This window comes from Microbispora sp. H10885, assembly GCF_014161415.1.
Classification (GTDB): Bacteria; Actinomycetota; Actinomycetes; order Streptosporangiales; family Streptosporangiaceae; genus Microbispora; species Microbispora triticiradicis.
The window spans coordinates 500,617-511,811 of sequence record NZ_JABBWY010000002.1 but is presented as its reverse complement, the minus strand read 5'-3'; the positions used below and the strand labels follow the sequence as shown (position 1 = coordinate 511,811).

The 11,195-nt window shown below is 74.1% G+C and carries 9 protein-coding genes; 6 read left to right on the top strand and 3 right to left on the bottom strand.

The annotated features are described in order from the left end of the window. Positions 1-91 precede the first annotated feature (91 nt). Genes HHX37_RS07270 through HHX37_RS07260 form a run of 3 tightly spaced genes read right to left on the bottom strand, consistent with a single transcriptional unit; the run spans position 92 to position 3,862 of the window. Positions 92-1,489 carry a DUF1116 domain-containing protein gene (locus HHX37_RS07270; RefSeq protein ID WP_182884906.1) on the bottom strand — a complete coding sequence of 466 codons (1,398 nt, stop codon included), beginning with the start codon at positions 1,487-1,489 and terminating at the stop codon, positions 92-94. A gap of 46 nt (positions 1,490-1,535) precedes the next feature. Next, positions 1,536-2,921 carry an FdrA family protein gene (locus tag HHX37_RS07265; protein WP_182884905.1) on the bottom strand — a complete coding sequence of 462 codons (1,386 nt, stop codon included), beginning with the start codon at positions 2,919-2,921 and terminating at the stop codon, positions 1,536-1,538. Continuing rightward, entirely contained in the window at positions 2,918-3,862 is a 945-nt protein-coding gene (locus HHX37_RS07260; protein ID WP_182880081.1) for a DUF2877 domain-containing protein, read from the bottom strand. Before HHX37_RS07260 ends, HHX37_RS07265 begins: the two co-directional genes overlap by 4 nt. A 195-nt stretch (positions 3,863-4,057) precedes the next feature. Here HHX37_RS07260 and HHX37_RS07255 point away from each other — a divergent pair, with 195 nt between their 5' ends. The 6 genes from HHX37_RS07255 to cutA all read left to right on the top strand — a co-directional run bounded on the left by HHX37_RS07255 (position 4,058) and on the right by cutA (position 11,174). Continuing rightward, entirely contained in the window at positions 4,058-5,650 is a 1,593-nt protein-coding gene (locus HHX37_RS07255) for a PucR family transcriptional regulator (RefSeq protein ID WP_182880381.1), read from the top strand. A 17-nt stretch (positions 5,651-5,667) separates the two neighbouring features. Beyond that, on the top strand, positions 5,668-5,883 hold the full coding sequence (locus HHX37_RS07250; protein WP_117409520.1) for an RNA-binding S4 domain-containing protein: 216 nt from the start codon (positions 5,668-5,670) through the stop codon (positions 5,881-5,883). 139 nt (positions 5,884-6,022) lie between these two features. Beyond that, positions 6,023-7,405 carry a uracil-xanthine permease family protein gene (locus HHX37_RS07245; RefSeq protein ID WP_182884904.1) on the top strand — a complete coding sequence of 461 codons (1,383 nt, stop codon included), beginning with the start codon at positions 6,023-6,025 and terminating at the stop codon, positions 7,403-7,405. Positions 7,406-7,429: 24 nt separating this feature from the next. Continuing rightward, the gene (locus HHX37_RS37615; RefSeq protein ID WP_182884903.1) at positions 7,430-8,305 is read left to right on the top strand and encodes an FAD binding domain-containing protein; all 876 of its coding nucleotides are present in this window, start codon (positions 7,430-7,432) and stop codon (positions 8,303-8,305) included. Continuing rightward, a complete protein-coding gene (locus HHX37_RS07235) occupies positions 8,302-8,793 on the top strand; it encodes a (2Fe-2S)-binding protein (protein WP_182880083.1) in 492 nt (163 codons plus the stop codon). The genes HHX37_RS37615 and HHX37_RS07235 overlap by 4 nt, the downstream gene beginning before the upstream one ends. Then, positions 8,790-11,174 (top strand): aerobic carbon-monoxide dehydrogenase large subunit, encoded by a 2,385-nt coding sequence (cutA, locus tag HHX37_RS07230; RefSeq protein WP_182884902.1) that lies wholly within the window; start codon positions 8,790-8,792, stop codon positions 11,172-11,174. The genes HHX37_RS07235 and cutA overlap by 4 nt, the downstream gene beginning before the upstream one ends. Positions 11,175-11,195: the final 21 nt, after the last annotated feature.

Genomic DNA, 11,195 nt, shown 5'->3' with positions numbered 1-11,195 from the left:
ATCCGCAGGATCCCCCGTCCGGACCGTGCGAATTGCTCCGGATATCTGAGACTGACGACGATATTACGGTCTGATGACGGTCAAAGGGAATTCATGCGGCGGCCAGCGCGTCGAGGGCGGCCGTGAAGACCCCGGCGGGCGGGCTGACCAGCCCCGCCCCCACCTGCCCCGTTCCGGCGACGCGGCCCGCGATGCCGGTGTTCACGACGGGCAGCACACCGGTCCTCGCCACGAGGGCGACGTCGATGCCGGCGGGCGTGCCGCGGAAGCCCAGCCCCGGGATCTGGAACGCCGGGTGCTCGGCCAGCGTGATCTCGTACATCGAGGTCGTGGCCGCGACGGCGTCGGCCACCTCGCCGCCGACGAACCTGACGATCGCCGGGGCCGCCGCCATCGCGAAGCCGCCGAGCCCGGTGGTCTCGGTGATCGTGGAGTCGCCGATGTCGGGATTGGCGTCGTCCGGACCGTAACCGCCGAGGTAGAGGCCGTCGGGCAACCCGGCCGGGCCGGTGAACCACCGGTCGCCGAGTCCCGACACCTGTATTCCGAAATCCGTTCCGTTGCGGGCCATCGCCACGACCAGGCTCGACCCCGGCACGCCGCGCGCCGCGTCGGCCGCGGCTTTCGCCGCCGCCATTCCCGCGTTCAGGAAGAAATGATCGTTTCCATTGATGAAACGCAGTACCTCGGCCGCGCGGCCCGGGGCGGCCTCCACGACCGCGGGGGCGATCTCCCGCACCAGCAGGGACGTCGCCGCCCGGTTCCGGTTGTGCAGCTCGTCGCCCATCTGCAGGGCCTGCGCGATCAGGGTGCGCAGGTCGAGGGGCCCGCACCGCTCCAGGGCCGCGGCGAGGACCGGACCGAGCACCTCGCCCATCCAGCGCAGCCGCTCGATCACCTCGGGTCCGTACGCGCCGTACCGCAGGACCTTGCCCAGCCCCTCGTTGAGCGAGCAGTAGGCCGTGCCGCCGTGCTCGGCGTCGGTGACCTCCAGCATCCACATGGACGGGCTGACCACCCCCGCCATCGGGCCGACCGTGCGGTGGTGGTGGCAGGAGTCCAGGGTGATCCCCGCGCCGGAGGCGAGGCGCTCCGCCGCCTCCTCCGGGGTGGCGGCCAGGCCCTCGAACAGCATGGCGCCGACGAGCGCCCCCCGCATCGGCCCGGACGCCCGCTCCCACGTGATCGGCGGGCCGGCGTGGAAGAACGACCCGGCCTCCAGGCCCAGCGCCTCGCGGGCCGGCCGCACGCCTGAGAGCATGGGCCGCGCGGACAGCATCCTCCCCACGGCCGTCGCGTTGGCCCGCTCACGCCGGGGATCGGCGAGCACCTTGGCGAGCATCCCGGCGAGCGCGGCGGAGACGCCCGGGGCCGGCGGGCGCCAGTCGACCCGCCGCTGCGGCACGGCCTGCCGGTCCAGCGCCTCGGCGAGCACCTCGGCGCCCACGGTGATGACGCGCGGTTCGCCGTACAGCATGGAGAGGGTCATCGGCTGCCTCCGGTGAGCCGGGTGGGACTACTCGGCCGCACAGCGGTCAGCCGTCGGCCAGGCGGCGTGCGTGCCGCGCCGCCGCCGCGTTGGAGGTGAAGACGGCGGCGCCCGCCTCGTTCAGGCGCGCGGCCTGGGCGCGCGGCCCCTGCGGGTCGCCGTCGGCGCCGACCAGGGCGACCACCACGTCCACGCCCCTGGCGGTGGCGTCGCGGACCTCGGGCGCGAGCCAGGAGGACGGATCGGGGTCGGCGCCGTGCCCGAGCACCACGTCGAGCAGCACGACGCCCGAGTCGACGCCGCGCAGCGCCTCCCGGCGCAGCGACGGGTCGATCATGGGGTGGGCCCGCCCCCGCGTGTACGCGTCGTCCCCGTAGTCGACGAACCACGCCTCGCCGCCCGGCTCCACGGCGCCGGCGATCAGGGCCGCCTCGGCGCACAGCGTGCCGCCGGAGTAGAGCCCCCGCAGCGGACGCCGCCCCTCGCGCGCGGGCGCGTCGCCGGCGGGCCAGGACGGCCACTCGGGCACGTCCCGGCCGAGGGCGCGCAGCGCCTTCTCCGCGACGGCGGTCAGGTCGTCCTGCCCCGGCCCGAGCAGCGCGGCGACGACCGGGGTGGCCAGGTCGAGGTCCCGTACGGCCCGGGCCGCCTCGGGGGCGGGCGGCTTGGAGATCAGCACGATCAGTTCGGTCGCCGGGTCCTCGTCCAGCGCGCGCAGTGCCTGCACGGCCGAGCGCCCGCCCACCTCGGCGGACAGGTCCCGGCCGCCCACGCCGAGCACGTGCGACACGCCGACGCCGGCGATGTCGAGCAGGCACGTCACCTGCTGGGCGCCGGTCCCCGAGGCGGCCACGACCCCCACCGGGCCCGGCCGCAGCACGTTGGCGAAGCCCAGACCGGCCCCGCCCACGACGGCGGTGCCGCAGTCGGGCCCCATGACGAGCACGCCCCTGGCCCGCGCCCGGTCCTTGAGCAGGATCTCCTGCTCGACCGGCACGTTGTCACTGAAGATCATGACGGAGAGCCCGGCCTCCACGGCGTCCAGCGCCTCGGCGAAGGCGTGCTCGCCGGGCACGCTCACCAGCGCCACGGTCGCCTCCCACGACCGCCCGGCCGACCGGACGGTGCGGGGCGGCGCCTCGTCGCGGGTGGTCCCGCCCGCCGTCCCGGTCGTGGCGAGCTGCCGCTCCAGTTCGGCGGCGGCCTCGCCGAGATCGGCGGCCGAGGCCGCCCTGATCGCCACCAGCAGGTCGCCGGGCGTCGTGGGCGGGACCTCGAAGCCGAGATCGCGGGCGAGGCCGGCGTTGAGGTCCGTGCCCATCGCGACGACGGCGACGGCCACCTCCGGGCGGGCGGTGAGCGCCTGGCTCACCCGCATCAGCGTCACCGAGTCGTGGTAGACGCCGGGGCGGACCTCGACGAGGTCGGTCACGGCCGCTCCCGGCGGGACGGGGCGCCCGCGACGGCGGGACCCGCGCCGAGGAGGGACAGGACGGCGGACACGCCGATCTGCACCCCCCACGCCAGGTCGGCGCCGGAGGTGTGGCCGAGGCGGAGCAGGCGGTTGACCGCGGGTTCCAGCGGCTGGTGCCCGGCCGCCGCCCGCAGCACGCCGAGGACCTCCGGGCTCGCCTCGCCCCTGGCCGCGCAGTGCAGCAGGGTCGCCGAGATGGAGGTGGTCCTGGTGCGGGCGTCGAAGGTGACCGCGGCGGCCAGCCAGTCCGCCAGCCACACCGCGCGCGGGACCCCGGCGGCCCGGCCGAGGTGGCGCAGCGCGACCAGCAGCCCCGCCAGCATGTCGTCGCCGCTCGGCGTGAGTCCGGGGCCGAGGCCGATGAGCCGCTCGGCCGCCGTGATGCTCTCCACCAGCGAGCCGCGCAGGCAGCCCCGCTCCAGCAGCGCCGGGGCCCCGGCCGCGTCCAGCCCCGGCTGCCGGGGCGACGCGGCGCGGATCCCGGCCAGCGCCGCGGGGGCGGACGCCAGCCGCGCGGGGTCGGCGGGCGCGAGCGGGGGAGCGGGGTCCCACCAGCGGCGGACGCCGACGCACAGGCCGCCGATCTCGATGGAGCCGTCGCCGACCCAGCCGTCGTCGCCGGCCGACACCCCGTCGAGGGACTCGGCGAGCACCACCGCGTTGGGCAGGCGGACGCCCTCACCCGTGACCACGGCGATGACGTGCGGCTCGCACTCGCTCCTGACCTCCAGGTAGAGCGCGAGCGGGAAGGCCGCGAGCACCCGTGCCGGGCGGCGGGGAGACTCCAGGGCCGGGCGTACGGCGACGCTCGCCGCGCCGCTCACGTAGGCCGGGGCCGCAGGGGGGCGAGGGGCGGGCGCCGCCGCCCGCCGCCCTTTCTGGCGCGTGCCAACACTCACCGGGACCTCCCTCGCCAGTCGTTGCCGACGCTAAGGCCCGCCTTCCCCCCTCCGTACGGAGAAAGATGCCAACAGTCGGCCGAATGCTTGGCTCTTCCTGACAGGACCGGCGTCGGGCAGAATCTCCGTGAGACGTCCCGAGTACGTCGACACTCCCCGGAGAGGCCCTTGCGCAACGACCCGGCTCCGCCCGCGATGCGGCTGGCCAGCACCGGCACGATCCTGCACGGGGTGTCGGTGGGCGAGGTGCTCGGCGTGTCCACGCTCGCGGACGCCCGCCTGATCGCCGGCGGGGACGGGCTCGGCCGCATCGTGCAGCGCCTCAACGTGATGGAGGTCCCCGACATCCTCGCCTGGGTGAAGCCGCACGAACTGCTGCTCACCACGGGCTACCCGCTGCGCAACACCCCGCAGTCGCTCGACCGGCTCGTGACCGACCTGGACGAGCGGGGCCTCGCCGCCCTGGCGATCAAACTCGGGCGCTACCTGGACGAACTGCCGGGGGAGATGGTCGAGCAGGCCGACCGGCTGGGCTTCCCGCTGATCCTGCTCCCCAACGACGTGGGGTTCGACGACATCCTCAACCAGGTGCTCACCGACATCCTCAACCGGCAGGCCGCGATCCTCGCCAGGACGGAGGAGGCCCACCGGGCGCTCGTGCAGATCGTGCTGGCCGGGGGCGGGATGCGGGAGGTCACCGCGGAGGTGGCCGGCCTGCTCCGGGTGGCGGTGGGCGCGATCGACGCCTCCGGGCACTTCCTCGCGGCGGCCGGGGAGGCGGCGCAGGTGGCGCGGCTGCGGGAGATCGACGCCGCCCCCGTGCGGACGCCCGCCGGTCCGGGACGGACGCCCGGGAAGGCCGCCGGGAACGGGCACCACGCGAGCGTGCCGATCGTCGCGGGCGGCCACCACCACGGGAGGATCGCCGCCTACAGCGCCCACGGCACGCTCACCCCGAGCGACGTCGGCATCCTGGAGCGGGCCGCGACCGTGGCCGCGCTGGTGATCACGAAGCAGGAGGCGGTCACCGCCGTCGAGAGCAAGTACCGGGCCGACTTCCTGCGGGACGTGCTGACCGGCCGGGGCGGGCTGCGGGTGGCCGAGCGCGCCCGGGCGTTCGGCTGGGACCTGGAGCGCCCGGTGAGCGTGATGGTGGCGGAGATCGACCCGGACGCCGAGGAGCGGCCCCTCCAGGACCGCATGTGCGCGGCCTGGCAGGCGTCGGTGCGCAAGCACGACCCGCGCGGCGCGGTGGCGGGTTTCTCGCACGAGGTGGTGGCGATAGTCGGGGCGTCCGCGGACCCCGCGCGGGTGGCGCGGGACGCGCTCGCGGGGATCTCCGACGGCACGTTCTCCACCGGGCTCAGCCGGGTCGCCTCCGGGGTGGACGCCCTGCCCGGCGCGTACAACCAGGCGCTGAAGGCCGCCCGGGTGGGCCGCCAGCTGCATGGGGCGGGCGCGGTCGCCCACTTCGACGAGCTGGGGGTCTACCGGCTGCTGTCGCTCGTCAGCGACACCGACGAGCTGCACTCCTTCGTACGGGAGACCCTGGGCCCGCTCGCGGGGGACGACGACGCCGAGAACGCCGACCTGCGCCGCACCCTGCAGGCGCTGCTGGAGACCAACCTCAACGTCGCCGAGACCGCGAGGCGGCTGCACTTCCACTACAACACCCTGCGCTACCGCATCGGCAAGCTGGAGCGCCTGCTCGGCAACTTCACCGAGGACGCGCATCTGCGGCTCAACCTCACCCTCGCCCTGCACGTGCTGCGCATGCGGGGCATCTGAGTCCCTAAGCTGGCGCCGTGAACGAGGCCATAACCTTCGAGCTCGACGGCGACCACATCCCGCTCTGCGATCTCCTCAAGTTCTGCCAGATCGCCGACAGCGGCGGCGCGGCCAAGCACCTCGTCGCCGAGGGCCTGGTCCGCGTGGACGGGCAGGTGGAACTGCGCAAGGCCTGCAAAATCAGGGCGGGCCAGGTCGTCACCGGCGACGACTACACGATCCGCGTGGTGTAGACGCCCCGGTGGTCGTCGTTTTGGCAGATCATGCCCATGTCTGTCGCGCACGCCGGTCCTAAAGTGCCCCAAACGGTCAAGGAAGTACGCGGGACGCCTGCGGGGTGGCCGAGCCCACGGCCCAGCTGGAGGGACGTACATGACTTTCAGATGGACGGTGCACGGAGACGGCAGAGGGCTGGCACCCGGCGAGGTCGTCAAACCCGATGAGAGGCTGAGCTGGCCGCGGATGGCCGGCATCGGCGCGCAGCACGTGATCGCCATGTTCGGCGCGACCTTCGTGTTCCCCCTCGTGATGGGGCTCGACCCGAACACCGCGGTGATGATGTCCGGCGTCGCGACGATCCTGTTCCTGCTGATCACCCGCGGCAGGGTGCCCAGCTATCTCGGCACCTCGGCGTCGTTCGTCGGCGGCGTGGTGGCGGTGCGCGCGGCGTTCGGCGGCGACACCCCGGGGGCCGACCGGGTCGTCACCGGGGCGATCCTCGTCGCGGGTCTCGTGCTCGCGGTGTGCGGCGTGGTCGTCCACGTCCTCGGCGTGCGGGTGATCCACCGGATCTTCCCGCCGGTCGTGACCGGAGCGGTGGTCATGCTGATCGGGTTCGGCCTGGCGTACGTCGTGGCCGACGTGTACTGGCCGCAGGACCCGTGGATCGCGCTGATCACCATGATCGCGACGTTCGTGTTCGTCGTGCTGTTCCGCGGCTTCCTCGGCCGGATCGGCGTGCTGCTGGGGCTGGTCTTCGGGTTCGTCCTGTCCTGGCTCGCCGACAGGGTGTTCGGGAACATCACCGCCTACAACGCGGGCACCGGGGCGGTCGACACCCATCCCCGGGTGAGCTTCCAGGCCGTCGCCGACGCCGGCTGGATCGGGCTGCCGCACTTCCACGCGCCGTCGTTCCAGGCGTCGGCCGTGCTGGTCGTGCTGCCCGCCGTGATCGCCCTGATCGCGGAGAACGTCGGCCACGTCAAGGCGGTCGGCCAGATGACCGGCGCCGACGTCGACCCCCTGATGGGCCGGGCGATCGCCGCCGACGGCGTCGGCACCGCGGTCGCGACCGCCGTCGGCGGCTCGCCCACCACGACGTACGCGGAGAACATCGGCGTCATGGCGGCCACCAGGGTCTACTCGACGGCGGCGTACTACATCGCCGCGGTCATCGCGATCCTGTTCGGCCTGTGCCCGAAGTTCGGCGCGCTGGTCGCCGCCACGCCCGGCGGCGTGCTCGGCGGCGTCACGGTCATCCTGTACGGCATGATCGGGCTGCTCGGCGCGAAGATCTGGGTGGAGAACCGGGTGGACTTCGCCGATCCGGTCAACATGGTGCCGATCGGCGCGGGGATCATCCTCGCGATCGGGCCGGTCACCCACCAGATCACCGGGGACTTCTCGCTCGCCGGGATCGCGCTGGGCACGATCGTGGTACTCGCCGGCTATCACCTGCTCCGCGCCATCGCGGGCAGGCCCGCGAAGGAGGTCACAGGTGGGGAGATCGGGCTCGAACGAGACCCGGCCGTCTGATCGGCGCGTGTCCCGGACGACGCGGTGAAGCCGCCTCCGTTCGACTACCGCCGCCCGGCCACCCTCGGCGAGGCGCTCGGCCTCCTCGCCGAGGCGGGCTCCGGCGGGAAGGTCCTGGCGGGCGGCCAGAGCCTGATCCCGCTGCTCAACATGCGCCTCGCCGCGCCCGCCCGCGTCGTGGACGTCAACCGCGTGCCCGGCTTGGACGGGATCGAGGCCGGGCCGTCCGGCGTACGCGTCGGAGCCCTCGCCCGCCACGCCGCCGTCGAGCGCTCGCCCGGGGCCGAGGCGGCCCAGCCGCTGCTGCGGCAGGCGCTGCGCCTGGTCGCCCACCCCGTGATCCGCAACCGGGGCACCGTGGTGGGCAGCCTCGTCCACGCCGACCCCGCCGCCGAGATGCCCGCCGTCCTCGCCCTGCTCGGCGGGTCCGTACGGCTGGCGAGCCGGGGCGGGGAGCGGGAGGTGCCGGCCGCGGCGTTCTTCACCGGCCCGATGGAGTCGGCGGTGCGGCCCGGCGAGCTGGCCGTGTCGGCGTTCTTCCCGGCGCTGCCGGCGCGGTCGGGCACGGCCTTCCACGAGGTGGCCCGGCGGCACGGCGACTACGCGGTGGCCGGGGTCGCCGCCGCCGTCACCCTGGACGAGGACCTCCGGATCGCCGCCGCCCGCGTCGCCTGCGTGAGCGTGGGACCGGTCCCGGTGGTCGCGGACGTGACCGCCGCCTGCGGCCCGCGCCCGGCGGCCTCGGTGGCCTGGGACGCGGTGGCGGCGGCCGTACGGGACCTGGTCGAGCCGGAGGGCGACATCCACGCGACGGCGGACTACCGCCGCCACCTCACGGGCGTGCTCGCCGTACGGGCGCTGCGGGACGCCGCTTCCGCGGCCCACGGGGAGGAATCGTGAACGAGACACACCATCACGTGACGCTGACGGTCAACGGGGTCGTGCGGGAGGCGACGGTGCCCGGGCGGCGACTGCTGTCCGACTGCCTGCGCCACGATCTCGGCCTCACCGGCACTCACGTCGGCTGCGAGCACGGCGTCTGCGGCGCGTGCACGGTGCTGCTGGACGGCGAGCCGGTGCGGTCGTGCCTGACGTTCGCCGTCACCGTGGACGGTCAGGAGATCACGACGGTGGAGGGGCTGGCCCGCGACGGCGCGCTGTCCCCGGTCCAGCGGGCCTTCACCGAGTGCCACGCCCTGCAGTGCGGGTTCTGCACGCCGGGGTTCCTGTGCACGGTCACCGCGTTCCTGCGGGACAACCCCGCGCCGACGGAGGAGGAGGCGCTGGAGGCCGTGGCGGGCAACCTGTGCCGGTGCACCGGCTACCAGAACATCCTCAAGGCGGTCCACCGCGCCGCCGAGATCCAGGCGGAAGAGGGTGGGGCATGACGACCAGGCTGTTCGGCGAGCCGGTCCGGCGGCGCGAGGACCCCCGGCTGATAACCGGTCAGGGGCGCTACCTCGACGACCTGGGCGCGGGCGCGCTGGCCGCCGCCTTCGTCAGGTCGCCGCACGCCCACGCGCGGATCCTCGACGTCGACGTGTCCGGCGCGCTCGACGTGGACGGTCTGGTCGCGATCTACACGTGGGAGGACCTGCCGGGCGCGCTGGCCGAGCCGCTGCCGCTGCTGATCCCGCACCCGGCCCTCACCCACGGCCGCACGGCGTACGCGCTGGCCCGGGAGGTCGTGCGGCACGTGGGGGAGCCGGTCGTGATGGTCGTCGCCCGTGACCGCTACCTCGCCGAGGACGCGTGCGCGCTGATCCGGGTGGACTACGAGGTCCTCAAGCCGGTCGTGAGCCTGGAGGAGGCCGCCGGAGGCGCGCACCTGGTACACGAGGACGTGCCGGGCAACATCGGCGCGCACCTCGTGCAGGAGGTGCCCGGCCCCGGCGGCGTGACGGCGCGGGAGGCGGTCGACGCGGCCCCCCACCGGCTGGAGTTCCGCCTCGACGTCGAGCGCAGCGCCTGCACGCCGCTGGAGGGGAAGGGCGTGTACGCCCGCTGGGACGCCGACGACGAGTCGCTGCGCGTCTACTCCTCCACACAGACCTCCACCAGCGTGCGGATGGCGATCGCGGCCAAGCTGGGGCTGCCGCTGCCCAAGGTGGAGGTGGTCGCGCCCGACGTCGGCGGCGGCTTCGGCGTCAAGATCGTCCATCCCTGGCCCGAGGAGATCCTCGTCCCGTGGGCGGCCCGGCTGCTGAACCGGGAGGTGAAGTGGACCGAGGACCGGCGCGAGCACTTCGTCTCCTCCTCCCACGAGCGCGGGCAGGTGCAGCACGTCCGGGCCGGCTTCGACGACGACGGCCGCCTCCTCGGGCTGGAGGTGGAGATCCTGCACGACCACGGCGCGTACACGCCGTACGGGATCATCGTGCCGATCATCACCTCGACCCAGCTGCTCGGGCCGTACCGGGTGGGCGCCTACCGGGTCGAGTTCTCCTCGGTCTACACCAACACCGTGCAGGTCACGCCGTACCGGGGCGCGGGCCGCCCGCAGGGCGTCTTCTGCATGGAGCGCACCATGGACAAGATCGCCGCCTACCTCGGCCGGGACCGTACGGAGGTCAGGGCGGCCAACTTCATCCAGCCGGACGAGTTCCCCTACGACCAGGGCCTGACGTTCCAGGACGGGCGCCCGCTGATCTACGACAGCGGTGACTACCCCGAGGCCCTGCGCATGCTCAAAGAGCTGATCGGCTGGGACTCCTTCCCGGAGGAGAAGGCGCGGGCGGCGGCCGAGGGCCGCAGGATCGGCATCGGCGTCGGCTGCTACGTCGAGGGCACCGGCGTCGGGCCGTACGAGGGCGGTCACGTGCAGATCACCTCCGACGGCCGGGTGCACGTGTCGACCGGCCTCACCTCCCAGGGGCAGGGCCACGAGACGGTGTTCGCGCAGATCGCGGCGACCGAGCTCGGCGTGCCGATCGAGAAGGTGTCGGTCGTCACCGGCGACACCCGGCGCTTCGGCTACGCCGTGGGCACCTTCGCCTCACGCGCGGCCGTGATGAGCGGCAACGCGATCGCGCTGGCCTGCCGCAAGGTCAGGGAGAAGGCGCTGCGGATCGCGGCCGAGGCGCTGGAGGCCGACCCGCGCGACCTGGAGATCACCGACGGGATGGTCCACGTGGCGGGCGCGCCGTCGGCGTCGATCCCGCTGGCGACCGTCGCCGTGCTGTCCAACCCGCTGCGGTACGCCTTCGACGAGGAGGCCAAGCGGGCCACCCAGTTCGCCGGGCCCGCCTCGGACGACCGGCCGCCGGTGGCGGAGGGGGAGGAGCCCGGCCTGGAGGGCCGCGACTACTACTCGCCGGTCAGGTCGACCTTCGCGGCCGGCATGCACGCCGCGATCGTGGAGACCGACCCGGACACCGCCGAGATCAGGATCCTGCGGTACGCCGTCGTGCACGACTGCGGCAGGCTGATCAACCCGATGATCGTCGAGGGGCAGATCCACGGAGGGGTCGCCCAGGGCGTCGGCGGCGCGCTGTACGAGAAGATGGTCTACGACGAGCACGGCCAGTTGCTGAACGCCTCGTTCATGGACTTCCTGATGCCGTACGCCACGGAGGTGCCGCGCATCGAGACGGCCCACCTGGAGACCCCCTCGCCGCTCAACCCCCTGGGGATCAAGGGCGCCGGGGAGGCCGGGGTCATCCCGGTCTCCGCCGTCGTCGCCGCCGCGATCGAGGACGCCGAGGGCATCCCGATCGACCGGATGCCCATCTCCCCCTCCGACCTCCACACCCTGCGCCTCACGCGCTGAGTACGGCGGCGGCCCGAGAGC

Excerpts from the sequence above, each read along its gene's own strand:
- HHX37_RS07270 (WP_182884906.1), bottom strand. The coding sequence starts at position 1,489 with ATGACCCTCTCCATGCTGTACGGCGAACCGCGCGTCATCACCGTGGGC.
- HHX37_RS07255 (WP_182880381.1), top strand. The coding sequence starts at position 4,058 with ATGCGGCTGGCCAGCACCGGCACGATCCTGCACGGGGTGTCGGTGGGC.
- HHX37_RS07245 (WP_182884904.1), top strand. The coding sequence starts at position 6,023 with ATGACTTTCAGATGGACGGTGCACGGAGACGGCAGAGGGCTGGCACCC.
- cutA (WP_182884902.1), top strand. The coding sequence starts at position 8,790 with ATGACGACCAGGCTGTTCGGCGAGCCGGTCCGGCGGCGCGAGGACCCC.